This window comes from Marispirochaeta aestuarii, assembly GCF_002087085.1.
Classification (GTDB): Bacteria; Spirochaetota; Spirochaetia; order JC444; family Marispirochaetaceae; genus Marispirochaeta; species Marispirochaeta aestuarii.
Genome location: NZ_MWQY01000001.1, coordinates 190520 through 216661, shown reverse-complemented (window position 1 = coordinate 216661; position 26142 = coordinate 190520). Strand labels below are relative to the sequence as shown.

At 55.9% G+C, this 26142-nt stretch carries 14 protein-coding genes; 8 read left to right on the top strand and 6 right to left on the bottom strand.

Going from position 1 to position 26142, the window contains the following annotated elements; all coding sequences use genetic code 11:
* Nucleotide 1: 1 nt before the first annotated feature.
* From B4O97_RS00980 to B4O97_RS00960, 5 genes are read right to left on the bottom strand one after another with little or no spacing between them, the layout of a single operon-like run.
* Nucleotides 2-10009, bottom strand: coding sequence for a toxin TcdB middle/N-terminal domain-containing protein (locus B4O97_RS00980; protein WP_083047417.1), 10008 nt, complete (start codon nt 10007-10009; stop codon nt 2-4).
* A gap of 29 nt (nt 10010-10038) precedes the next feature.
* Nucleotides 10039-10716, bottom strand: a complete 678-nt coding sequence (locus B4O97_RS00975) for a hypothetical protein (RefSeq protein ID WP_143305466.1) — start codon at nt 10714-10716, stop codon at nt 10039-10041.
* Nucleotides 10717-10727: 11 nt separating this feature from the next.
* Nucleotides 10728-11510: a hypothetical protein gene (locus tag B4O97_RS00970; RefSeq protein ID WP_083047413.1), complete on the bottom strand. Its 783-nt coding sequence runs from the start codon at nt 11508-11510 to the stop codon at nt 10728-10730.
* A complete protein-coding gene (locus B4O97_RS00965; RefSeq protein ID WP_083047411.1) occupies nt 11507-12577 on the bottom strand; it encodes a hypothetical protein in 1071 nt (356 codons plus the stop codon). Before B4O97_RS00965 ends, B4O97_RS00970 begins: the two co-directional genes overlap by 4 nt.
* Nucleotides 12570-13949, bottom strand: a complete 1380-nt coding sequence (locus B4O97_RS00960) for a tetratricopeptide repeat protein (protein WP_083047409.1) — start codon at nt 13947-13949, stop codon at nt 12570-12572. The genes B4O97_RS00965 and B4O97_RS00960 overlap by 8 nt, the downstream gene beginning before the upstream one ends.
* 131 nt (nt 13950-14080) lie before the next feature.
* On the opposite strand from B4O97_RS00960, the gene B4O97_RS00955 reads away from it, so the two are divergent.
* The 8 genes from B4O97_RS00955 to B4O97_RS00920 all read left to right on the top strand — a co-directional run bounded on the left by B4O97_RS00955 (nt 14081) and on the right by B4O97_RS00920 (nt 24317).
* Nucleotides 14081-15535, top strand: coding sequence for a type 2 periplasmic-binding domain-containing protein (locus B4O97_RS00955; protein ID WP_083047407.1), 1455 nt, complete (start codon nt 14081-14083; stop codon nt 15533-15535).
* 18 nt (nt 15536-15553) lie between these two features.
* On the top strand, nt 15554-16285 hold the full coding sequence (locus B4O97_RS00950) for an MBL fold metallo-hydrolase (protein ID WP_083047405.1): 732 nt from the start codon (nt 15554-15556) through the stop codon (nt 16283-16285).
* On the top strand, nt 16278-17042 hold the full coding sequence (locus B4O97_RS00945; protein ID WP_083047404.1) for an exodeoxyribonuclease III: 765 nt from the start codon (nt 16278-16280) through the stop codon (nt 17040-17042). The genes B4O97_RS00950 and B4O97_RS00945 overlap by 8 nt, the downstream gene beginning before the upstream one ends.
* A 198-nt stretch (nt 17043-17240) precedes the next feature.
* Nucleotides 17241-18503, top strand: coding sequence for a DEAD/DEAH box helicase (locus B4O97_RS00940; RefSeq protein ID WP_083047402.1), 1263 nt, complete (start codon nt 17241-17243; stop codon nt 18501-18503).
* A gap of 67 nt (nt 18504-18570) precedes the next feature.
* Nucleotides 18571-20550 (top strand): extracellular solute-binding protein, encoded by a 1980-nt coding sequence (locus B4O97_RS00935; protein ID WP_083047399.1) that lies wholly within the window; start codon nt 18571-18573, stop codon nt 20548-20550.
* A 9-nt stretch (nt 20551-20559) separates the two neighbouring features.
* Nucleotides 20560-21669: a microcin C ABC transporter permease YejB gene (locus tag B4O97_RS00930; protein ID WP_083047397.1), complete on the top strand. Its 1110-nt coding sequence runs from the start codon at nt 20560-20562 to the stop codon at nt 21667-21669.
* Nucleotides 21669-22700 carry an ABC transporter permease gene (locus tag B4O97_RS00925; RefSeq protein ID WP_083047395.1) on the top strand — a complete coding sequence of 344 codons (1032 nt, stop codon included), beginning with the start codon at nt 21669-21671 and terminating at the stop codon, nt 22698-22700. Before B4O97_RS00930 ends, B4O97_RS00925 begins: the two co-directional genes overlap by 1 nt.
* A 9-nt stretch (nt 22701-22709) precedes the next feature.
* Nucleotides 22710-24317: an ABC transporter ATP-binding protein gene (locus B4O97_RS00920; RefSeq protein ID WP_233142870.1), complete on the top strand. Its 1608-nt coding sequence runs from the start codon at nt 22710-22712 to the stop codon at nt 24315-24317.
* Here the strand turns inward: B4O97_RS00920 and B4O97_RS00915 are convergent.
* Nucleotides 24284-26137 carry a hypothetical protein gene (locus tag B4O97_RS00915; RefSeq protein WP_083047393.1) on the bottom strand — a complete coding sequence of 618 codons (1854 nt, stop codon included), beginning with the start codon at nt 26135-26137 and terminating at the stop codon, nt 24284-24286. The two genes, B4O97_RS00920 and B4O97_RS00915, sit on opposite strands and share 34 nt — an antisense overlap.
* Nucleotides 26138-26142: the final 5 nt, after the last annotated feature.

The window sequence follows — 26142 nt, the reverse complement described above, 5'->3', positions numbered from 1 at the left end:
GTTACCTCATAAACCATGATTTTGATACTGGAATAGTAATTCTGTCATAATTACTCATACTTTGAACGACATTTCCATCAGCACCCATCCCAGGAGTCCTTCCATTTTTTAGAACATCTCGCTGTACTTGTTTATGTAAATGTGGCCCTGTTGAATTCCCAGTATTTCCACCTGTTCCCACAGAAGTCGTTTTATCAACGTAGAAACCTACTCTAATTTCAGGAGCGATGGAATCTAAGTGAGCAAGTACCTCAATATTAGATCCATCCTCACTTTCAATTCCGACATACTTACCAAATCCACAGCCTGGATCTTCATCTCTAATATATTTAATTTTACCCGGTCGATCCGGAAAAATAGGTGTACCTGTTGTTACGTTATTTCCTAAGTCATCTGTCTTCTTCAGATCGACACCTGTATGAATCCCATTAGATTTTGGGTAGTATCCCATTGATGCCATTTCAGCAGAGCCATAATCTTGAGTTATTTCCCATCCCTTATTCTGTTCATAGATTGCGTTGTACCAATGTTTTGCTGCATCGGCGCTTTCTAATCCCGTAGGATCAACATACATCACCGGATTATTACTCACATAACTATACCAATTCGCCGCTTCTACAATAGAAAACCCCTCCCTGTTCGGATCCCCCAGTTCCGGTCCCGCCGGATCCGCACTCAACCACCTCCCCCGCTTGGGATCAAGGTACCTGGCACCGTAGTAATACAGCCCGGTCTCTTCGTCCCACTCCTTTGCGGTAAAGCGGAAGGGGATCATGTCGTGGCTGTCGGATACCTGTTCCTCCCACAGCTCTCCGTAAGGCGTGTATTCCATGTGCTCGTACCGGCCTCCATGCCGGTCGGTCACGAAATGGGCGCTTCCCAGATGATCCGGATGGTAGTAGTAGGTGTTCGCAAGTTCATAGCTGTTATCGGTACTTCCGTTCCGGGATTCCAGGTTTAAACGTGTTGCAATGCGCGTTTCCCCCAGGTAGATGTGCTTGGACTGGCGGAAGTCGCTGTCCTCGTTTACCCCCTGCCAGAACTGGTCAAAATAGAGGGTCTCTTCTCCTGCCTGTATGTGGTACTTCACTGTCCGCTGGTTATCGGCGTCATAGGTGTAGGCCATGTTCACCCGCCTGTCAGCGTAGCCGGTCAGGCGGTTCTCCTCGTCCCACTCATAGCTTCGCATGGCGACGGTCTCTTCGCTCTCATCGGGATTCCGTATCAGGGCAAAGCCGCGGTTAACCGATCGCAAGACTCCGTCCTTCACCAGGGCAGAGATTCCGGCGGTTGCTTCGACTGAGGGGCCGCCTTCCCGTTCTTCTATTATGTTTCCATTGGCGTCGTAGCTGTAGTGGGTATTGCCGACCCACTGTACCCTGTGGGATTTTCCCTCCCAGTAGCGATACTCAAGGTTGTAATTCAGAGAACCCATGGGGGTTCGGTTCGGTGAGTAGCCTTGACTCGAGGTCTTTCGGCTGAAGTTCCCCAGGGAATCAAAGTCATACTCCTGGCTGTAACGGGAGGTATAGTCAACCTGGGTGTTGTAGGGGGTATGTTCGTAGGTCCCGCCTGCACTCACAAGCTGGTTCAGGGCGTCGTAGCTGTACTGTTGTTCGGTTCTGTAACCGTAGACCTCGTTTCTGTAGCCCTCGATGTTACCCACGGGGTCAAAACTGTACTCGATGTTCTGATACTCCCGGCAGCCGCCGGGATTGGTGGTTACGATGGTGTCGAGCCAGCGCCTCCAGGGATTATAGCTGTACTCGGTTACAACTTTGTTGCCGTACTCCATATATACCCGCTGTCCGTACTCGTCGTAGCCGATCTCTTCTATGTATACGGTGGTCGTTCCTTTGCTGACGCCTTCCACGTGATTTACCTGGCCGCCGGCGGTGTAGCTGTAGCTGACGACCTCCGTATCCGGGTACGTAATTGATTCAAGGCGACCCAGGTAGTCGCAGACAAAGCCTGTCTCCGCACTCTTCGCAGGGGCTCCGGGGGAGAGGCGATTTAAGCTGCGGCCCGCAAAAAGCACTTCACCGAGTTTTCCGTAGCGGTACTCGATGGTACCGGAGGAGTCGCTCCGCCGTACAAGGCGCCCGGCCTGGTTCTCATCAGTCTGGCTGCCTGTGCCGTATTCAAATGTGGTGTCTGCCGTTTCAGGATATTCTATTCGGATGAGCCGGTTGTGTCCGTCGTAGCTGTAGCGGATGGATTGTCCTTTTGCCCGCAGCCTGGAATCCACCTTTTTTAACGGGTTACCGGCTTCATCATACTCAAAGGTAATTCTCCCGGCGTCCGGGCTTTCGATGAGGGTTCTTCGGCCTGCCAGATCGTAGGCGTAGTCCACGGGATATGATATTCCTGTTTCCAGCTGGTATTCAAGGCTGCGGATCAGCTCGTTCAAGGCTGAGTACTCATAGCTTGCCCTCTTCAGGAGCTCTCCCCCGGGGGCCTTCTTTCTCAGTTCCCGGATGTTTCCCCGGGGGTCCTTGATTGTTTCGGTGATATTTCCCAGGGGGTCTGTTTTTATCTCCAGCAGATTGGCCGCTTCCACCCGGTAGCTGACCGAGATAATTGCGTCATCCTCCGGGTCCTCAGGATCATCGGGCAGCACGATACTGACTACCCGGTCCAGGGGGTCGTAGCTTGTGCCGGTTGGATTCTTGAGGCCCGCCAGGGGCGGAAGGTTTGAAAAAAATTCGCCCGTTCCCCCCGTAAAGACCGTTTGCCCTTCCTGCACGACACGCCCTGCTCCGTCAAAGACTATAGCGCCTGAGCAGTTCCAGCCGGTCCCTTTGGTATGAACCTCTCCTTCCCTCGCTGTCTGGATAATCCGCCCCAGCCCGTCGCTGGTTACGGCTGTCAGCAGGTCGTCTTCGGAGACAGGATCGTGACTTACCTTGTTGAGAGTCACCGCCTGCCAGGGGAATGCATCGCTGCGGTAATCAAAGGCGACTGCCGGCCGGGTTCCGGTATCATAGGGACTCCATACTTCCGTGAGCCGCCCGAAATTGTCATACGAACGGGTCTGTACATTGGCGTTCTGATCGGTCAGGACAAGCTCTTTGCCGTAACGGTAATCCCACTCCAATGAGCTGGAATAGCTCGGGGTAAAGGCGACCCGGTCATTCAGACTGCGGATGCTCACCGGGTAGGTATGGACCGCGTCATCATAGTCTATCTCAACAGCATGTCCCCGGGGGCCTTCCATGCGGATCAGATTCCCATAGCGATCCCACTCCAGCAAATGGGTGGACCACCGGTTTTCGCTGCTGTACTGGTCCAGTCTGATCAGGTTTCCCCGGGATCTGTCGTAACCCCCGAAACGGCGGCGCAGCAGGGTATCATCGCTGCCCCGCACTTCAATGGATTGGGGATGGGCATGCAGGTAGCGGCCTGAGTCCGGTTCAGCGTAGAAAATCTCCGCTGTCATGTCATCGTCAGGGTCGCGGGCCGAGCCATAGTCGGTTAGAAGTTCCACGTTGCCGTACTCATTGTACCTGCGGTATTCGATCAGCTTTTCGATGCAGGTCTGGTCTTCCGGAGAATAGAGCCGTTCGGTCTCCCTGGAGAGCTGCGGAAAGCGACTCCTGTCTGTAAGGGGAACCAGGTCATACGTACAGATCTTTTCGCTGTAAAGAAGAGCCCCGGAATCCTCCGGGTGTCTGTCGTAAACGGCGCGGCGGGTAAGGAGCCCCCGGCGATAGATGTTATCGTCATAAGCGGGGTTAAGGGCATAGGTGTCCTCCGTTACCGAAGCAATGTCCCAGTCACCGGGATCGCTGGACTGGCGGGATTCGAACCGGGTGATTCTGACTGTACCGAATCCGCAAAAAAGGCGTTCCCGCCGGTCATAGAAACCATCTCTGAACTCAAAGGACTGTACGTAACAATGCTCTCCCGGTCTGTCGGGATCGTCCTGGAAGCCGTCATTCACGCTGATCCTTTCCGGAACCCACCTGTTCTGCGGCATGGCGACGGTGTTGCCTGCTCTTCTGTAGCTGATTTCTGTGACCCCTCCGAAGGGGGATCGTATGGTTTTCAGGAGCCCCGCATGCCCCAGCCTGTTCTCCATGACCCGCACCCTGTTTTCTCCGGGGACCCGGAGTACGTGATCCGGCAGCCCGTCCCCGGTAATATCCTGAAACTTCAGAGTCGCCGCAGTATTGACATAGGATCCGTTTACCCCGGGGGAGATGTCGAAGCTGAGAACCGGATACCACAGGGGAATGGAAATGGTCAGAGAAGAATTGAGAGAAAGAGAGAGACCGGCAGCATACTCCAGGGTATCATCGATGTTGAAAGGATTCAGTTCTATTCCAAGCCTGTCTTCAAACTCCAGGGAAGCCGGATCGATGTCAAACCCCGGAAGACGGGTCGGCACGGACAGACCGGTAAAGGTATTGATTGCAGAAGATATCTGGCTGTTCAGGGATTCCCGCATAGCCTCTTTTAAGTCCAGATTAGTCCAGTCGTCCCGGTAAATTCTGACACTCTCTGATGCAAAGGAGTCACCAAGGTTAAACAGAACCTCAAAGTAGTCATCTTCAGCTCGTTTTGCCACCTGATCAGGCAGTCCGTCGCCGTTCACATCCGCCAGACGGAACAAGCTTCGGTTGGCATTCCCGGTCAGGCCGCAGCTTGCGCCGATGGAAACGCTGGGGTTCCCGAACCCCACCGATACGGTCCCGCCGAAGCTCCCGACATTTCCGTAATAAAGTCCCCGGGAATCAGTTGCACCTGTAAAATCGCCGGGGCTGGTAAAAAAGTCAACATCAAGGCCTCCTGCAAAAGTATTCACGGGAGCAAAACCTTCTCCGGTATTGATTGCAGCCAGGAGTGCTCCGGTTCCGTCCCGACGCAGCTGGTCAGGAAGCCCGTCGCCGTTGATGTCCCGCAGAGCCATACGCCGGGTGGTCGAGGAGGCCGTTCCGTTGATACTGAGGCCTAAGGGAGCTGCGATTCCCGAGGACACCTGTTTTCCGTCGATATAGAGGTTCTTAATTGCCCCAACCGCTGCCAGGGGTGAAGCACCGAAGCCCTCAGTGTTGTTCTCGCTAAAGCTGAGATAGTCGAATGCGGCAGTCCAGGGGACGGTATCTCCGAGAGAGAACGCCCCATCCTCATCGACAGCACCGTACATTACCTGCACCGATTTTCCACCCTCCGATGGAAAGTAGATTACATCCGGGTAGCAGTCGCCGTTAATATCCAGGAAATCCTTGTACAGCCAGGATTCACTGCTATTCCGGCTGCCCAGATACAGGCCGCCTGCAATGGAAAAACTGTTGTCCTGTCCTGAGTTTTTTCCTTTTCGTAAAGTCGAGAGGCAGCCGTCCCCGACCATGGTTCCGGTCCCGGGTGCTCGGTAGTAGCTGTCGCCTCCCACCCGGGCCGGATGAAAGAACTGACCGTCAATATAGGGAGCAAAGGTATATTCTGTGTAGCTGACCGAACCGTCATCACGCCATTCGGAATCCGAATAGCTGTTGTCCACACCGATCCAGGCCTCAGGGGAAACTTCGCGCATCTCCTCTTTTCCGTCCGTCCTGATGATCCGGTTTTCATCTTTTTCATTTTTGTTGAGGGGAAGAAAACTGGGGGGCGGCGGCGTAGAGGTTTCAGTATACTGATCCGGGCTGTGTTCATCGGCCCGGGCTTTGAAAAGCTCATTCTCATCCCAGAGGTAGTTCCCTGTCCAGGCCCCGTAAAACCAGCCATATGTGCCGCCTGCAAAGCTTTCCTGATGGTATTCTGTGTTTTCCACGGCGCTGGTGTCAACGTTGCTCGACGAGCCTCCTGCACCACCATCAAAATCACCAAGATCGATGCTCTCCAGAAATGAGTAATCCACCCTGTTCTCAGGGGAATAATCGATTTCCGAATCCGCCTGACGTATATCGATCACCTTCAGCCGGCACACGCCTTCATAATCGTACACAGGAATCCGGATCCTTCCGGCCGGGACCAGGCCTGCCGGTCCTTCAGTCGGAAGGGGACAAAAGGCTTCAAGCCCTTCAGCATCGACAGTCCCGATATCTTCCACACTGAAACTCCCGTCGGAGCTGTAGCGTATGCTCCGTTCAAGACGCGTCCATACGCTCAGCCCGACTTTTTCAAGGGCTGCTGAAATCTGGTTCGCTTCATCACTGCCTGAGCTAACGGCCTCGTCGAGCAGGTAATACTCCCCGTCATCCCGGTACCAGGGTAAAAGCTCATCCATTACCCGGTAACGCCGGAGAGCATCGACCATGGCTGATGACTCGTGAGAACTCAAATGTTCGGACAGGGCGTACCAATGTACAGCCTCGGGCTCGGAATACCGGGTAAAGCAGTCCTGTATGACGGCGGCCGTATCGGGATCCTGAGCGGACAGAAACACGGCGTACTCCTCCGTACTGAACAGAACGATACGAAAGGCATTCTCCTCAGGAAGCGTATCCAGAGCAGAAAGTCCGTTGTCAGACTGCCGGTCCAGGAGCTTAAGGAATGAGAGATACAGATCATCATCCATATCAGGCTGCGGGGTGTAGGAATCGTTCTGCTCATCGTACACAAAGGCCGCGGCGTACTCCGCCTCTTCCGCCGCGGTCAGGTCAGCTTCTGCTAAAACGGCGTTCCAGAGGCTGCCGTCAAGGGGAAATAGATCATCCGCCCTGAACTCCTCTCCTGCAAGCAGACTTTCTGTCAAAACCCCTTCAAAAGCCGCTTCCGGGAGCCTTCTGATCAGGGAGGTGCCGCCGCCCAGTACAAAGCGACGGGAAACACCGTCTTCCGGAAGATCGACACTGATGCCGGAAGCGCTGCTGTTTACCCGGGCTGAATCGAGCACTGTATCGGTATTTCCCTCCCGCCGTACGAGGCGAAATCCCGATTCACCGGGGATAAGAACATGGGAATAGAGAAGCTCTTCACCCGCTGAATCATGGGTACGGTCAAGGACAATCCCGCCGGAAAGACTCTGTTCCCCGAGGACTCCGGTGCTATCTTCGGCATCTATTATTTCAGCTGTCAGGAAAACAGCAGGAGCAGAGCGGGTATACGAGCGGGCGGAACCGTCGTGTTCAAGATACATACGTTCACCTTCAAGGAAGCTTGGACGAAGCAGGTTTCGCACCGCTGCGGTTCCGACCTGATCGCACAGGTCATCAAGATACTGCCGGGCAACAGCCTCTCCATCTGTGCCTGTGCGGTAATACATGTTCTCCTCCGGGGCCAGGGTATAAGCATAGAACAGCCGGTATCGTTCCGACGGATAAACCTTGCGGCCGCCGGACATGAGGTCCCTGACCTCCATTCGTGTCCCCGCCATGGTCATGAGACGCTGATACAGCTGTGCGGGAATCCGCGGCAGGCTGATAAAGCCTTCCCGAATCAGGGCATTCGCGACCCCTGCATCGCTTTTCGCGATATCTTTCCAGTTGCTTATGCGGTGATAGACGCTGATCGTCTGCTCTGAATCATTCGGATCTGTTATACAGGTCCAGTTGTAGATTTCATCAAAATCACTGTCAGGAAGGTGTTCATACTCGTAGGGTGGCGTCAGGAAATCGCCGTACTGTTCCCAGTCCTCAAAATACTCGATATCCCGATAACTCACCCTTGAACGCCAGGTAAGATCATCTCCCCGGGGCTCCCCCCTGGTATCCAGGTGAAAGTAGATTGATTCTCCGGCATTTATTGAAACAGTATCAATTGTCTGAGCATCCTCGGACGGCCCGGCCCGGGTAAAGGAGACATTGTGCGCGGTATCCGGAGTGCGGGTCCAGGCGCTTTCGTTCCGCTGATCCGCCCAGGCGGTATCGGCACAGGAAAACTCATTCTCCACTCTGACTGTTCCTGAGCGATAAGCCTTCCAGCGCCTGAGGGGTTCCTGAATATAATAGCTGTTTTCAAGGCTCCTGAGTTCGTTTTCGGAAATCTCGACAATCTCACCGGAGACCCCGGATGTGCGAAGCTGTCCATCCGTAAAACCGGTACCCTGCTGATTTTTCCTGTACCCTGATTCATCAGAGGCTATAAAATCCACAAAGCCGTCGCCGTCCAGATCACTGTAACTGCTTTTCGTTTTTGAACTACCCCACTGCCAGGTGGTCGATCCGGACAGGGGGAAAACCCCGACAGAAAGCCCTATATCGCAGGAAGTCGAGTCATTCTCGTTTACCTCCCGCGGCAGGCGTCCGAAATTGATGGTATTCTCAAAATCAAAGTAGTCCCCCCGGTTGGGAATACAGACAGCCTTTTTTCCCTTGGAGAGCACGATATCCGCGAGGCCATCACCGCTCAGGTCCAGAAGAGAAATCTCGGTCCTGCCGGAGGATGAGGACATTCCCGCCCGCAGTCCGAAGTTGGCGGCAACGACCCATTTAAGGCCTCCCCAGAAATCGATCTTCGGTCGCCGCAGGGTAACCCCCGTATAGAGGCTCCCTCCGAGGCTAAGGGAGCGATCCTTCTGCAGGGCAGGAACCTGCTCCGGATACCCAAGGCTGACCGAGGTCTCCTCAAACCCGGTATAACCGTCTTCCTGCTGCTTCGGGCTGTGATACTCAAATCCATAGCAGTAGAAACGCTGATCCCCTCCGTCATACTCGGCTGTTTCGATCAGCTGGGTCTGACCGAATATGTTCTGTTCATAGCTGAACTCATAGCGCCGGAAAAGCAATCCGTCACAGGAGATCTCCACCCCCCGCAACAGCCCTGCAAGCTTCGAGACAAAGCCCCCCCGGGCCTCGCTGCGCCGGTCCGGCCGGGCACCGCTGCTGAGGTCCAGGTCAAAGCGTACCCGGTAGAGGCCCTCTTCGCCGGTCTCTTCGTGTCCCGAATAACGGATCTCCCGCAGATAGACAGCGCTGTTTATCTCATCCCGGGTATACATGTAATCCGCGGTATTCCCGTTGGCGTCGATCACCCTGCTCAAATACCAGCAATAGATTTTTGTACGGTCCCTGCGGTCCGGTCCGATCCAGCTGTCTGTTGTTCCATACACCCGGGTGGTACCATTTTTGTCCGTAATTTCCCAGCGCCGGTCATCGTTCACAAACCAGAGGATTCTTTCAAAACTGCCCTCTTTTCGACGCTGATATTTTAACGCTCCATCCTCCATCTCTCCGGTGGCAACAAGCTCTTCTCCATCTATTGCGAAGATGTCTTCTCCGCCGTACTCCGGTAATCCGAAACGTGTATCTATGGCAACCGATGAAACCCCGATATCGAATCCCCGTCCCATCCAGCCGTTCTGATGTTCACTGCTGTAGGTCAGGGCGAGTTTCGGCGTCACTGCTCCCCTGCCCGTAGGTACCCGTAAGGGCAGCGAGAACCCCGCATCTCCCATGCCGGCTGCATCAAGTCCCTGAATCCGTGGGACACCCGCCGTGGGGTCCGCAGCCTTCAGGTCCTTTATGCTGTTTACATTAAAATCAACAGCCTGCGGCCCCTCCGGCAGGGTCAGGGTGGAAGTTATCATATCGGTAAAGTGGGTCGTCAGGCTGGTTATCGTCGCCTTTTGTCGATCGACCCTCCAGCGTTCAAGCCTCCTCCAGCGGGATTCCCGCCTGTCGTAATACCAGGTATAGAGGTTGGAGAGGGCTGTTTCCGACTCAAGGATCCTCCGGTCAAAAGGCAGGGTCACCTTTACCGCCCTCAGGAAACTCTGGTTTTCCGGCAGAAAACGGTACCCCGCCGCGCCGGAGCTGAGGTTCGACATACCGGCAGGCAGCCCCTCCACCAGACTCAACTTTTCGATTCGAATCATCACGGGATTTTCCACCGCCCCCGGCGGGACAAGAAGGGAGACCGTATCGGAGATATACTCTCCCCCGGATTCAGGGCTGACACAGAACTCCCCCAGAAAGCCGGATTCCTCCTGAACCGGCACGGTCCATTTGCATGGAGTGCCGGGCAGCACCTCCTGTCGCGGCGCCTCGGCATACACCGGTGGTGCCACAGTCCCGACAAGAAAGCATTCAAGCAACAGAAAGGCTGTCAGCCGTTTTTTTATGTTCATGCACGTTTTCCTTATTTTCACTTTTTCCACTACTGCTCGGTAAAAACCACCTGAACAGGATTCGCCGGAAAGATATCCGCAGGGGAAATGACAACGAGGTACCCGTTTTCTCCCCCTCCGTGCAGCGGTTCGACCTCATCGGAGAAGGTGATTTCGGGGGTTCCGTTGAAACTCAGTTCAAAACGGGACTCTCCGGAATCCCAGCGCAGCCCCACGACATTTCCCTGGTTGTATCCCTTCTTCAGATACTCCGATTCCCTCCAGGGGACAAACCCGTAAAACCTGTCCTCCACGACCTCGCCCAGGATGTACTCCCCCAGGGTGTTTATCATCACCGTCAGCATAGTCTCTCCCGTATCCGGATCGCTGCTCTCATAGTGGCAGAAAACAATACCGTATCCCGCTCCGGCGGCGCCGGAGATCTTGCTGCACTTCACTTCACGAAAGACAAAAGGTTGCTGGACCTCTCCGTTCAGGGCCCACAGGGTATAGCCCAGGGGGCTCCACCAGGCTGAATCACTGGTCGTGAAGAGGACCGTCCCCTCCTCATCCCCCTGGAGAAAAAGCTCCTCGACCTCTTCAAATCCATCTTTGCCGACCAGAGCATCATCAGCCTGTTTCGGAGTAACCGGACAGGCGAGCATCATCAGACTCAGCAGCACAGGAACTGCTGACAGGAGGCTCCAGCTCTGTACATTCTTTTTCACCCGCGGCATTCTCATAGAAAATCAATCCTGCTGATCCGCAGGCTGTATTTGACGACAGCACCTCCGCTCAAGGTCAGTTCTTCCCGACACTCCTCCGCCCTGGGGCGTATGCAGAACAGGAAGCTTGCCGTCGTTAAGCCCGTGTTCTCAAGGGGATACAAAACGCCGCTGGCGATGGTCTCCGCGGGCCCGGTCCCTTCCACCAGATAACTCAGATGCGATGAGTTCTGAGACGGTATCGGGTCCGACTGGATCACCACGATAGAGGCGCTGCAGCGCGGCGGAATGGTTATTTTGTACCAGTCGGTATCCTGAACCGTACTGTGGGTAACGGCATCCTCGTAATAGAAACTGTTTGCAGCAAGTTCGTGTTCCAGGCCTGCAGCCTGCTCTTTCGTGTTATTCGGCTCCCATATATCCCCGATGCAGTCGTTTCCCACCCCCAGCACCGGACTGGATGGACCGAACTCCCGGTTGCCCTTCTTCTTTGCCAGGGTATACAGGTAGCGTCCCTCATCTTCCACATCAGTGTCCCGGTAATGGGTCTCCGATCCCCGGTATAAAATTTCGTAGCTCAGGACTCCCGCGCTGTCTTCCGCACGCCGGAGGACATATTCATCCGCCGCCTCATCCTCCTCCCAGCTGACGGAAACCGTCAGCTCCTGCTGGAAGGATTCTACCCGCGGAGGTACGACCTCAGGGTCAGCGGCAAGACGGTCCATCTCTGTCAGCAAAGCATCAGAGCAACCGGCACACGAAATAAGCACGCAAAGCAGCAGGCATCCCTTTTTCATTGATTCCTCCCGTCGATTGATGGTTCCAGAGGCGCAAACTCGTATAATCCGTACACCCCGGTAACGACATTGCTCTGAAGTACAGAAAAAAAGGCAAGCTCAAGGGCGGTACGAAGTCCGAGTTTCCAGGAGTCATTCAGCCGGTAGCGGTAAGCTGCCTCCACAAAGACTCCAGGGGCGGCACTGAAGGCGCTGTAGCTGCCGTAGTACTGGCGGTCCTGGTTCAGGATGTCGAACTGCATGCTCACGCCTCCGCCAAGGACAATGCTCTGCCCATTCCTGAGTTCCGCCGCCGCCAGCAGCGGCAGGTTGATCCGCATACTGTGGAGCAGAAAGCTTTCATACTCCTTGTCATTTGTCGCCAGGGAATACGAAAGGGTGACTCCGGTCTGCAGCTCCCAGGGAACATCCCCGTGGTACCACAGGGGCGAGACCGGCACAAACAGGACCCCCGACTCTATCCGGCCGATCCCGATACTCACCTTTCCCAACTCTTCTCCTCCGGGGGACCAGTATCCCGGATGGATGGGTATGGAGAAGATCTTCCTGTCCGGTTCAGGTGCCGGTGTATAAGGAGCAAGGCCCACGTCACTATAAAAATAGTCCAGGATCTTCCTGCTGAGCTCATCCAGCATCCGATCGTAGTGGTCCGTAGCGTCCCGGCAAAAAAAGAGTTCTGCCACTGTATTCATTTCCCTGACGTAGAGCTTTATCTCGCAGTCCCAGCTGTACTCCTCTTCCCTGATATAGCCGTACAGCAGATAGTCGATACCGACGGTCTCACATAATTCAGCGGCTTCCAGAAAACTGCGGGGAGCGCCGTATTTCATCTCCGGAAGGAGTGTTACGGATACAGCGCCCTGGTGATCGCCGTCGTGCAGGAGGCGGACAAGGTCTTTACAGGGATTCTTCTGTTTAAGAAGACCGGGTCCCGCATTCAGGCTTTCCACAACCAGAGGAGCGACATGGATCTCAAGGGCTTCCAGGTTTCCCGCCACGAGGAGCAGGGCAATACAGCAGAAGCCCCGGAGGCGATGACACAGCAGGGGCGTTAAGGGATCACCCATCTTCGCCTGCCAGACGCTCAAGAAGTTCCCGGGCCTCTTCGGTCAGCTGAGGGTCCTCCTCTGATTGAAAGACCAGAGACAGTTCCTCCTGTGCCTCGTCCTTTCGACCGGTTTCCAGCAGGGCTTTTGCCCTGATCAGGTGCAGCTCCGGATTTTCGGAAAGCCGAAGCCCCTTTGCCGCCGCCCTCAAGGCTCCTTCAAAGTCGACAGCTTCAGAAGAATACCGGGCAATCTTCAGATAACAATCCGCAGCCTTTTTTGTATCCTCGGGTGTATTCAGTGTCAGGGAGGCAGCCGCCCTTTTCCACCAGCTTACTGCATCGTCAGTCTCGCCCAGCCTTATACAGCACTCCCCAAGCAGGCTGCAGGTTTCATAATTCTTCGGAACCGAAGGAGAGCTGAGAAGCTTCCTGGCACGGGGGTAGTTTCCCGAATTTGCGGCCGTGCGGGCTGCCCCGAGCAGCGCAGGAAAATAGGCAGGATCCCGCCTGCAGGCTGCCTCGTAGGAAGCAAGGGCCTGGCCATACTTCTTCTGATTCTCCAGCACTTCACCGCGGTACAGCAGGTAGCGGGGATTGTCCGGATCATCCTGTAAAAGCAGGGTAATCTCTTCTTCAGCCTCCTCGATACAGCCTTCCCCCCGGCAGGCGACAACGAACATCCGGGCAGCCTCGATATTACGGTCATCCACTTCGATGAGGTGCCGACAGTACCGACGCGCCCTCGGCCAGTCCTGTTCCTCAAGGGCAATACTTCCCATGGTCGCCAGGGCAAGGATGTTATGAGGCTCCCTGGTTAAGACCACAGCAAGATCGGCCCTGATCTCTTCCCGGCGTCCGGAGTCCAGAGGGTTTTCCCGGTAAAACGCTGCGGCACGGATCAGGCGCGCTTCATGGAAATCCGGCACGAGAGAAAGCACCTCCGACATGCTGACCGCGGCTTCTCCGTAGCGTTCTGCGGCGAAACTATCCTGCCCCTTTCTGAACAGGGACTGCACAAACAGATCATCCCCGGGGTCCTGTGGCCTGAAGTCTGTCTCCTTCAGGGCTGCGGCCAGAACTGTCTGTCCCCGGCGGACAGCTGCAAGATCAGAAGAAAATTGTCTGTTCATGGCGTACAGGCATTCGCTCAGGGAACGCTCTATCGTCTCAAGCCCGTTTAAGGCCTCCGCAGTACACTCGAAACCGGCGCTTACAGCTTCTTCAAGGTTCAGAACAGCTTTCATGCGTTCACCATGCTGAGTATGAAGAAGGTCACCGAGTTCGATAAAAGTGCTTTTTACACGGATAAAGGAGAGGATCTCCATGCCGACAAGCAGACAGAGTAGAGCGATTCCCGCCCCGCAGACAGCGGCACGCATTTTTTCTTTCATATACAGGGTAAACCGGCGAAAAATCCTCCTGATTTTACCGTATACAAAAATATGGAAAAAAAGAGCGGACTGTGATTTTTTGCTTTCCTGTGGTACATAGATAGTGACATGAACTGTTCAAGGAGCTGTACGTGAGAACCGCTTTCCGACTCTATCCTGGTATCGCCCTTCTGCTGATCCTTACCAGCGGCCTTTTCGCCCAGGCCCCGGAACCGGGGAGTTCCGAAGGCCCATATATGGTGGAGGAAATCAACTATCATATTGATGGAATCACCCGAAAAGGTGCACTCATGAAGGAGCTCGGCGACCTGAGAACAGGGATCTCCTTTCAGAGCGAAAACGAGCTGCAGAATTTTATAGCCGAACAGCGGCAGCTGCTTCTGAACCTGAGGCAGCTGAAGGAGAGCTCCCGGATTGAATACTCAGTTGGAGAAAAGACCGGCGGACACTACCCGGTACGCCTGGACATCTACACCGAGGACAGCTGGAACATAATCGTGCTCCCTATCCCCGAGTACGATTCCAACAACGGTTTTTCCCTGACTCTCAAGTACCGCGACCTGAATCTCTTCGGAACCCTGGAACGCTTCGCCCTGGATGTCGCCTGGGAACGCCAGGATGGGGATACGAACAACCGTCTGGAGCTGGAGTTCATCCTGCCCTTCCAGTGGCTGGAGCATCAGTGGCACTGGGACACGGCAGCCTACTGGGAATACACGGCGGGGGAGCATGATCTTGAGTCCTACACCTCCGTGGGCGTCGATCTTCCGATAAAAGACTACACCCCCACCCTGAGCTTCAGGGAGAGTTACAACTACGAGAGCACCGATATAGACAAAAACTGGATTACCTCCCGGCTGGAACTGGCGGAGGATTTCTCCACCGGCCTCTTCCTTCCCGGTTTCGGCCAGTTCATCTATACCCCTGGGATCTATACGGAGATCGATTACAAGTTCGATAAACCCATATCCCGGGAGAAGGAGGGACCCGGAATCGGCTACGGACAGCTCCTGACGGCCGGCCAGGTGGACTGGATCGGGAACTTCAGAAAGGGAGTGGATCTGCGGATCGAGAACACCAACACCTGGAACCTGCAGCACCTCTATTGGAACCGGGATGCCAGGGCTTCCCTCTCCGGATTCTATCCCCTTCCCTTCAGGATTCTTTTCTGGCCCTTCATGGTTTCCGGCAGGGTGGCCGGCTTTGCCGAGTTCGACGGCGAGTTCGAGGAAGAGGCCGCCAGTTATATCCGGGGCATCCGGGATTTGAAGATGGGTGAGGCTGTGGAATACGGGGGATTCATCAATACCGATCTGACCATGAGGGCCTTCACAATCCCTGATTTTGTGGAAGGACAGGGATCGGTCTTCTTCGACGCCGGATGGGTCAAGGAGCAGGATACGGCCTTTGATCCGGATAAGCACTTCAAGATGGGCCTGGGGCTTGAGGCCATCGGGTTTCCCTTTTTCGCCAGGGGATATTATATTAGAACATCCCTTGGGATCGATTTGAAGGCGGTTATCGACCAGGGCGACTGGGGAGGAGAGAATTATGAACTCTTCATCGTTCTTGGACACCACTATTAATCAGAGGAGAAGTGCCTTTTGCAGCCCGTTTTACCTTTCCTGGAGATACACCCTGTTTCCATCGGCCATGCTCATGTCTACCTGATCAAAGCGGGGGATACCGGGGTTCTTGTGGATACGGGTATTCCGGGATCGGAACAGAAAATACTGGCCGCCGCAAGCAAAGCAGGTCTCGAACCGAAGAAGATATCTCTTATCCTGCTGACCCACGCCCATTACGACCACGCAGGATCCCTGGCGGCGCTCAGGGAGGCAAGCGGGGCCCCGGTATGCTGCTCCCGTTACGAGGAAACTCATCTGCTTTCCGGCAGAACCCCCTTTCCCAAAGGTCTCGGATTGTACTCGAAAGCCGTATCAAAACTGGCGGGCACAATCCTGGCCGGAAGAAAACAGTTCACAGCAGTACAGCCGGATATTCTTATAACAGACGAGAGGGACCTGTCGGACTTCGGCATTCCCGGAAGGATCGTTCCCATGCCCGGGCATTCAGGAGGGTCCATAGCGCTGTTGCTGGAGAATGGAGCCGCCTTCATCGGCGATGCGGCATTCAACATTCTTCCCTGGTCGGTGGTTCCACCCTTTGCGGATGATCCGGAAGATCTGCTTACAAGCTGGCGATACCTTCTGCAGAGCGGCGCTGAACACTTCTATCCGGGCCATGGAAAACCCTTTTCCCGGGATAAGCTGGCAGGCAGCCTGGAAAAACTGATAAAAAAAGCACAAAGAGAATCAGGAGAAAAAATTGATTAACATCTACTCGTGGAACGTCAATGGTATTCGGGCGGCCCAAAAGAAGGGGCTTATGGAATGGTTCGGCGGAATACAGCCGGATATCCTCGCCCTGCAGGAGACCAAGGCCCAGCCGGAACAGCTGGATGAGGAGCTGATCTCCCCCGCGGGCTACACCGCCCTGTGGGCCAGCGCTCAGAAGAAAGGCTACAGCGGGGTCTCAGTCTACAGCAGGGAGGAGCCCCTGAAGGTGGATACCCTGGGGGCGGAGGAGTTCGACTCCGAAGGCCGGGGACTGGTCCTCACCTTCCCGAAGTTTACCCTGTTCAACTGCTATTTTCCCAACAGCCAGCCCGAAGGGGCCAGGCTCGATTACAAGCTGGATTTCTGCTCTTTCCTTCATGAAGCCGCGAAAGAACGGGTCGCCGCGGGGGAGAACGTCGTCATCGTCGGGGACTACAATATCGCCCACAAGCCCATCGACCTTGCAAGACCCGACCAGAACGAAAAGAACCCCGGCTACCTTCCGGAGGAGCGGGCCTGGATGGACAGCTTTACCGCCGACGGTTTTACCGACACCTTCCGGATGTTCACCAGTGAAGGCGAAAATTACACCTGGTGGTCCTATCGTGCCGGAGCCAGGCCGAAGAACATCGGCTGGCGTATCGACTACGCCTGCGTCAACGACGGTTTTGCCGGGGCGGTAAAATCCTCCTCTATCCACGCGGATGTGATGGGTTCGGACCACTGTCCGGTCTCGATCGAGCTGGATCTGTAACGGGTGTACACACAGTCATTGAATATGCTAAGCTCATGAACAGAGCGGCGCCCCGGTCGGCGCCGCGCTTTGTATGTAACTGATTTCCATCTTTTCAAGTACCTACCGAGCAGATAATCCTTCCGCCGCGACCGGACCGGCCCACGAAAAAAATGATAAACGTGGCGCCGCGACGTCGGATACAACGGAGAACCATAGATGTCTCAATCAACTCAAAGCTTTCAGGCCCTTGGTCTGGATACGCGGCTGCTCAAGGCCGTTGAAACTCAGGGCTACAGCAGCCCCACACCGGTCCAGTTCCGGGCCATCCCCCTGATCCTCAAAGGAAACGATGTACTGGGCGGCGCCCAGACCGGTACCGGCAAAACCGCCGCCTTTGTTCTGCCCCTGCTGCAGCGCCTTGCCAGGCCCGGCGGACGGGGAAGCGCCCCGCGGGTGCTGATTCTGACCCCCACCAGGGAGCTTGCCGCCCAGGTTCACCAGAGCGTTGTGGACTACGGCGCCAATATGCGCCTCCATTCCACGGTCATCTTCGGCGGTGTCGGCATCGGCCCGCAGATACAGGCCCTGCGCCGGGGAATCGATATACTGGTGGCTACCCCGGGACGTCTCCTGGACCATGTAGGCCAGGGAACCCTGGACCTCTCCCGAATCGAAACCCTGGTGCTGGACGAGGCGGACCGGATGCTGGATATGGGCTTTATCAACGATATCCGCAAGGTTATACGGGAACTGCCCGTAAAACGGCAGAACCTTCTCTTTTCAGCCACCTATTCCGACGATGTCCGCAAGCTGGCGAACTCCATCCTGAACAACCCCGTGGCGGTGGAGGTTACACCCCGCAATACCGCCGCAGAAACGGTAAGCCACGTGGTGCATCCTGTGGAGAAAGCCCGCAAGAGCGAGCTTATTACCCAGCTTATAAAGGAGCACAACTGGTTCCGCATCCTGGTTTTCACCAGAACCAAGCACGGCGCCGACAGGCTTTCGAAGCATCTGGCCAAGAACGGGATACCCTCTGCGGCTATCCACGGCAACAAGAGCCAGAACGCCCGCACCAGGGCCCTGAAGGAGTTCAAAGCCGGAAATGTCCAAACCCTGGTTGCCACGGACATTGCAGCCCGGGGACTGGATATCGATGATCTGCCCCACGTTATAAACTACGAATTGCCCAACGTGCCGGAGGACTACGTCCACCGCATCGGCCGGACAGGCCGGGCAGGGGCTTCGGGGCTGGCATCCTCCCTGGTGAGCGCCGACGAGAAGGGCTACCTGGATGGGATCGAGAAGCTCCTGAAGCGCAGGATCGAGGTACAGGAGATAAACGGCTTCCGGATGGAAAAGGATGCCGGCCCGCCCCCCCACATTGTCCAGGCCCAGCGGATGCGTGAACGCAGCCAGCAGCGCCGCCAGAGCCGGGACCGGAGCATTAACAGCCGCCGGAGCAGCCGAACTCATTGACGACAGCATAACAATTCCCGTATGTTGATACGCAGAAACGCCTGCGTACAACATAGGGGGAATTGCCATGCGGAACGTTCTTATTGCCGCAATCCTTGTTTTCGGGGCGGCGGCCCTGACCGCCCAGGTCACCGTGAGCCACGCCATCGCCCTGCACGGGGAACCCAAGTACGGCCCCGATTTTACCCATTTCGACTACGTCAATCCCGACGCCCCGAAGGGCGGAACTCTGCGCTACCACAGTATCGGGACCTTCGATAGTTTCAACCGCTATGCCCAGCGCGGTGATACACCCGCAGGCAGTGAGACTATCTACGACTCCCTGATGGTTTCGTCGGACGACGAGATCGACAGCATGTATCCGTTGATTGCCGAAAAAATCGAGTATCCCGCCGACTACTCCTATGTCATTTTTACCATAAATCCCGCCGCACGCTTCCAGGACGGAAGGCCAATCAGGGCGAAGGATGTGGTCTTTACCGTCCAGAAATTCCTCGAGGAAGGGGTCGAGTTCATCCAGACCTACATACCCGGTACTACCGGAAAGGTAATCGACGAGCTTACGGTTCGTTTTGACATTCCCGACGGCGATCGGGAAAAAATAATGTACCTAGCCTCGTTCCCCATTCTTCCACCCCAGTACTGGGAGAACCGGGATTTCAGCGAACCCACTACTGATGTCCCCCTGGGCTCCGGGGCTTACACGATCTCCGACTACAATATGGGCCAGTACGTGGTATACAAGCGTATCGAGGATTATTGGGCACTAGACCTCCCGGTAAATCGAGGCAGGCTCAACTTCGATTTCATCCGCTACGACTACTATCGTGACGAGAACGTGGCCCTGGAAGCCTTCAAGGCGGGGGAGTATGATTTTTACCTGGAAAGTATAGCAAAGAACTGGGCGACACTGCACAGCGGGCCAAATTACGACCAGGGATATATCATCAAAGAAGAAGTTCCTCACGAGATACCGGCGAACATGCAGGCCTTCGTTTTCAATACCCGGCGCCCCTTCTTCAGTGACCGGAGGGTACGGCAGGCCCTGAACCTCGCCCTGGATTTTCAATGGATGAACACGAACCTTTTTTACGGCCAGTATACCCGCACCCGGAGCTACTTCCAGAATACCGAATACGAAGCGAAGGGAATCCCCTCGGCGGAGGAACTGGAAATTCTGGAACCTATACGGGACAAAATCCCTGAAGAGGTCTTCACCGAAGAGTACAATCCTCCGGTAACCGACGGGTCAGGAAACATACGACCACAGATTCGGGAGGCCCTGAAAATTCTAAAAGAGGCGGGCTGGGAAATCCGGGAAGTAGCAGCCCCGGAAAAATCCCTGGAGGATCAGGAGGGGGATTCATCTAAAGAGAAGGAGACTGAAGAGCCGGGTTTTCTTGGAAAAATATGGCGAGGCATAAAGAGTTTTTTCTCCGCCATTTTTTCCTGGATCCTGGGGCTCTTCGGCGGAGATTCAGCGGGGGGTGTAAGACGCCTGGTCAATGTCGAGACCGGCGAACCGATGGAATTCGAACTGATCAATTACAGTCCCTCCACAGAGAGGGTCATCATCCCTCTGCAGCAGAACCTGGAGAGGATGGGAATTACCCTGAACATTCGAACTATCGATCCGACCCAGTACCTGAACAGATTGCGTGACAGGGATTTCGACATGATCTCCCAGGGTTTCGCCGCCAATGCGATTCCCGGTTCAGGTCTCCTGCTGCGATGGCACAGCGACTATATCGATTCAACCTATAATCAGGCAGGGGTGGAAGATGATGCGGTGGATTATCTTCTTGAGGGAATCGTCGATAACCAGAACGACCTGGACGCCCTGCTCTACTGGGGAAGGGCCCTGGACAGGGTTCTTACCTGGAATCACTATGTGATTCCCCAGTGGCACCTGTCGAAATTCCGGATTTCCTACTGGAACAAGTTTTCCAGACCGGAAACCCGCCCGAAATACGCTCTGGGAATAGACACCTGGTGGATCGATACGGAAAAAGCGGCAACGCTTCCAGACCGGTTTCAGCAGGAGTAAGGGATTCAGATGGGAAATTATATCCTGCGAAGGCTGATCTTGATAATCCCGACCCTGTGGGCGATCATCACCATAAACTTTTTCATAGTGCAGATTGCACCCGGCGGCCCGGTGGAACAGGCTATCGCCAGGATGAGCGGAATCGAAAGCAATATGACGATGGAACGCATCTCGGGACAGGGCGCGAGGGAAACGGCGGAGCCGGAGGCTGAAAAAGGAGGGTCCGGAACATCCCGATATCGGGGATCCAGGGGTCTGGCCCCTGAGGAAATCGCTGCCATCGAAAAGCGCTTCGGATTCGATAAACCCCTTCACATCCGCTACCTTACAATGCTGAAGAATTACGCCACCTTCAACTTCGGGGAGAGTCTCTTTCGCGGCCGCACGGTGATCGGCCTCATCGGCGATCGCATGCCGGTCTCCGTCTCCCTGGGAATCTGGAGCACCCTGATAATCTACCTTGTCTCCATTCCCCTGGGGATTCGCAAGGCCGTGAACCACGGCAGCCGCTTCGACGTCTGGAGCTCCACGGCGGTAATCCTGGGAAACGCGATTCCCGTATTCCTCTTCGCCATTCTGCTGATCATCCTCTTTGCCGGGGGAAGTTATCTGAAGATCTTTCCCCTGCGGGGGCTGCTGTCCGATAACTGGCGGGAGCTCTCCCTGTTAGGGAAAATCGGCGACTATTTCTGGCATCTGGCCCTGCCGATTACCGCCCTGGTGATCGGCGGATTTGCGACCCTGACCATGCTGACCAAGAACTCCTTTCTGGACGAGATAAACAAGCAGTACGTGGTTACCGCCCGGGCCAAGGGGGCCACGGAAAAGCGCATCCTCCGGAACCACGTTTTCCGCAACGCCATGCTCCTGATAATAGCCGGCTTTCCCTCCGCCTTTATCAGCATGTTCTTTACCGGGAGCCTCCTGATCGAGGTGATCTTCTCCCTGGAGGGCCTGGGTCTCCTGGGCTTCGAGGCCACCATGCAGCGGGACTACCCGGTAATGTTCGGCACTCTCTACATTTTCACCCTTCTGGGGCTCGTTCTGAACCTGATCTCCGATATTACCTATACCCTGGTGGATCCGCGAATCGACTTTGAAAGCCGGGAGGTGGCCTGATGAAAAAGCTCTTTACCGGCCGCCTTGCTGCGGAACGGCTCAGGCGCTTCAAGGCCAACAGACGGGGCTGGTACTCCCTGTGGATATTCCTGATACTCTTTGTTCTCAGCCTCTTCGCCGAACTCATCGCCAACGACTCTCCCCTGTTGATCTACTCCCGGGGACACATCTTTTTCCCGATACTCCGGGAGTACCCGGAGACCGCCTTCGGCGGAGAGTTCGAACTGGCCGCAGATTACCGGGATCCCTATGTCATCGAGCTGATAGAGGAGTCCGGCTGGATCCTCTGGCCCCTGATCCCCTACAGCTACGAGACAATCAACTACGACCTGCCATCCCCCGCTCCGTCACCACCCACGGGAGATAACTGGCTGGGCACCGACGACAAGGGGCGGGATGTGGTTGCCAGGATTATTTACGGTTTTCGGATCTCCGTCCTCTTCGGACTGACCCTGACCATTTGTTCCTCCATAATAGGTGTAGCCGTGGGGGCTGCCATGGGATACTACGGAGGCCGCCTGGACATTCTGGGACAGCGCTTCATGGAGATCTGGTCGGGGATGCCGACCCTCTTTCTTCTCATAATCCTCGCCAGTGTCGTACAACCCAACTTCTGGTGGCTCCTGGGTATTACTTTGCTCTTCGGCTGGATGAGTCTTGTGGGGGTGGTACGGGCGGAGTTCTTACGGGGCAGAAACTTCGAGTACGTTCAGGCCGCCAGAGCCATGGGGCTTTCCAACAGCAAGATCATGTTCCGGCATATCCTTCCCAACGCGATGGTGGCGACCCTTACCTTCATGCCCTTCATTCTCGGGGGAGCGGTAACCACCCTGACCTCCCTGGATTTTCTCGGATTCGGGCTTCCCGTGGGCTCGCCCTCCCTGGGTGAACTCCTGGCCCAGGGCAAGGCCAACCTGCAGGCCCCCTGGTTGGGAATCTCCGCATTTTTCGTGCTCGCGGGAATGCTGAGCCTCCTGGTCTTTATCGGTGAAGCGGTACGGGACGCTTTTGATCCCCGGCGGGCGGGATAGGAACAGAAGATGGAAAACAAACCCATGGAGAATCTTGTACATATCCGCAACATGAGTCTCGCCTTCAGAAAGGGCGAAGAACTGAACCGGGTGGTCCATAATGCGGAGATCGAAATCCGTCCCAACGAGGTCCTGGCTTTGGTGGGAGAGAGCGGCTCTGGTAAAACCGTCACGGCAAGTTCGATCCTGCGGCTTCTGCCGGATGAACGTGTCGCCTATCCCACGGGGGAAATCCTCTACCGGGGAACAGACCTCCTGAAGGCGGACCAGAAGACCCTGCACTCTATCCGCGGGGGTAAAATCGGCATGATCTTCCAGGAACCCATGAGCTCTCTGAATCCCCTGCACTCCATAGAAAAACAGCTCGCCGAGAGCCTTTTCCTGCACCAGGGACTGAATATCGAACAGGCCAGGCCCATCGCCCTGGAATGGCTGAACAAGGTGGGACTCCGGGATCCGGAAAAACGGCTCAAGGCCTTTCCCCATGAGCTCTCCGGGGGAGAGCGCCAGCGGGTCATGATCGCCATGGCCCTGATAAACGAGCCCGAACTCCTTATAGCCGACGAACCCACCACAGCTTTGGACGTTACCATCCAGGCCCAGATCCTCGACCTGATTCTGAAGCTTAAGGATGAACTCAATACAGCGGTGCTTTTTATCACCCACGATCTCTCCATCGTTCAGCGCATCGCCGACCGGGTCGCTGTCATGCAGCAGGGACAGGTTGTTGAAACCGCGGAGACAGCCAGTCTTTTTTCCTCTCCCCGGGCGGAATACACCAGACGCCTCATCGAGGCGGAACCCCACGATGAGCCTCCCGCGCCGGATCCCGATGCCGGGGCCATTCTCAGCACCAGGGACCTCAGGGTCTGGTTCCCCATTCAGAAGGGTCTGTTGCGCCGTACCGTGGACCACGTAAAAGCCGTCGACGGGGTCACCGTCACCGTGCGCAGGGGGCAGACCCTGGGAGTAGTGGGAGAGAGCGGCTCCGGCAAGACCACCCTCGGCAGGGCGGTCCTTCGGCTGACGGGGAGTCAGGGGGAAATAACCTTCAAGGGGTCAAGCCTTGCCGGAATCCGGGAGAAGGATTTCCGCCCCTTCCGGCGCAGCATGCAGATTATCTTCCAGGATCCCTACGGCTCCTTGAGCCCCCGGATGAGCGTTGAGGATATAATAGGCGAAGGCCTGGAGGTCCACACGGACCTGAAGCGGGAGGAACGGGAAAAACAGATCATTGCCGCCATGCACGAGGTGGGCCTTGACCCGGAAACCCGTTTCCGCTACCCCAACGAGTTCTCCGGGGGGCAGCGACAGCGCATCGCCCTGGCCAGGGCTTTGGTGCTGAAGCCGGACTTTATCATCCTCGATGAGCCCACATCCTCCCTGGACCGCTCGATCCAGTTCCAGGTCATGGAACTTCTCAAGGAACTTCAGGCACGCCACGGGCTGACTTATGTTTTCATCAGTCACGACCTTAAGGTCGTTCGATCATTGTGCCATTACATAGTCATCATGAAGGCCGGCAGAATTGTCGAAGAAGGGGAAGCCCGTAAGGTCTTCAGCTCCCCGGAGCATCCCTACACTCAGGAGCTTTTACGGACAGCCTTTGAAGGATAATCCGGAAGCGGGGGTACCGGAGGCGGTTCGGGAAGATCGAATACCGGCATCCAGCCCCCGGGACCTTCAAAAAGCAGCCCTTTCAGGTACTCCGGATCCGCGCTGAAGCGTTCAACAAGATAAGGGATATCCTCTTCCCTGACCTGCAGACGATCAAATTCAATCAGTCCCCGGAGGGTCTCATGAATGCTCTCCCTCACCGGGCTGGCAACGCCGGAAACCAGGGAGAGTCCCCAGGACTCCCTGGCGGCGTGGGACAGTTCCCGTTTCAGATTCGTCAGATAGGCTGAGTTGGTGCTCTCGATTGCCCGCTGTACCTGGGTTTCCCCCAGGGGTATGAACCTCTCCAGTATCTGCAGGAGGGATACGGCGAGTTCCTTCTGATCGTTGGCTTTTATATTGCTCTCCTCATGTTCCAGGCTGAACTCCTCGAGGCGCTCCTCTATGAGCCGTGCTGCCGGCAGGGTCTCCCGGGGCCCCAGACCGATGCTCCGCAGATGCAGACCAACCCCCCATCCGGATTCTCCGGGTTTAATCAGTCTCACCGGCACCTGGCTGTTGCGTCCTTCCAGAACCCGGGCATAGCGTTCCCAGGCCCCTTTGAAGGCCTGGTAGTTTTTCTCCACCCTCGAAGCGGATCGCCGCAGCTGACGATAAAGCTCCACCAGGGTGCGCATCCGTCGGATTTCGGATTTTCCGCTTTTTTCCGGATTAAAGTTCCTTACGAGCCTGTCCATCTCCTCGGTTATCATCTCCTGCAGGATCCTGGCGGAGCGAATCTGGGTAAAGGATGCCAGAACACGGCGTATGGCTTTTCTCCCTTTTTTCGCCTCTCCCCGGATGCCCTCCTTTTTCTCATCCGAGGCGGCATAGAGCCGCTCCGCCAGGACCCGAATCCGGCTGTTTCGTACAAATACGGAAGCCCGGTACTCCCTGCGGGTATGGGAAAGCCGCCGGGCGGCTTCGGTATAGGCCTTGTCACCGTAGTAACGAAGTTTGAAATAGGGATAGCGGCGTCCGCAGATCATCTCGAACACAAGTATGCAGACCTCTTCCACGTCCACCAGGCTCATCAGATTCAGGTTGTCCGCCTCGGCGGCGGCGAGAACCCGTCCGATAAAACCCCGGGTCCTGGTCCGGCCGAGTCGTCGGGAGGGCCCCATCCCTGCGGCCCTGAGCCAGACAAGTTTTGAGACCTCCTCGGAGGTGGAAGCGAGAAAATCACGATACTGTTCGAGGTGCTCTTTAAGAACGGTACTCTTTTCCTGGGCCCGGACCATCAGACCATAGCGGCGGTAAACCTCCACATCCCGCATGGCCGCGGCTATCTCCTTGTCCCCGGTCAGATCCATCAGGGCCGTGGCCGCCGCCTCCGCGCCGGCATCCGGGTTCTCCAGCAGGTACTTGGCACCCAGAACTTTTCTGCCGAAAGGGTCCAGCCCCGAGAGCTGCAGATCCCGAACCTCGATGATGCGGTCCGGCAGCAGATCAAAAACCCGCTGAAGACTGAGACGGTCGGCGTCCTTTTCGCTCCCCCTGGTCATGTTGTAGAGAAAGCGCACCGCCAAGGCAAAGACGGCGGCGATTACCGTATAGCCGGCAAAGTAGAAAAATACCTGGATAGGCGCCGACTTGCCGTAGCCGATGTAGTAGCCCCCCTGCAGGGCAAGGTAGGTTACGGGCCCCGCGGTCCAGGCAATCTGCAGAAAGGTCCTTCCCCATCGTTCTTTTCTTGCAGCCCCCCGTACCCGTCCGAGGATGGAATCCGTAAGGGAATACGCCGGGGCACTAAGGTCGGTACGCTCATCAAAAGAAGCCATATCCT